The organism is Pseudomonas baetica (assembly GCF_019733355.1).
Lineage (GTDB): Bacteria > Pseudomonadota > Gammaproteobacteria > Pseudomonadales > Pseudomonadaceae > Aquipseudomonas > Aquipseudomonas baetica_A.
On the sequence record NZ_JAIHLQ010000186.1, the window covers coordinates 1 to 261 of the forward strand.

Genomic DNA, 261 nt, shown 5'->3' on the forward strand with positions numbered 1-261 from the left:
GAACTGGTCAGCGAGCACCCGGACTTCGATCTGGAGAGCTTGCTCAGCCAACCGGCGTTTCTGCAATTTGGCCATAACGGCGAAGGCATTCACGGGCGCATCGAAGACGTGCTGGTTGGCGAGGCCGGCAAGCGTCTGACTCGTTACCACCTGACGCTGGTGCCGGCGCTGCACTATTTGCAGTTCAGCCACGATCAGCGGATTTTCCAGCGCATGACCGTGCCGCAGATCATCGCGCAGGTGCTCAAAGGTCATGGCATT

1 protein-coding gene is annotated in these 261 nt (G+C 59.4%); it reads left to right on the forward strand.

The window, feature by feature from the left end:
• Positions 1-261, forward strand: a 261-nt coding sequence (locus tag K5E40_RS34670; RefSeq protein WP_260456263.1) for a contractile injection system protein, VgrG/Pvc8 family, incomplete at both ends; no start/stop codon positions are given.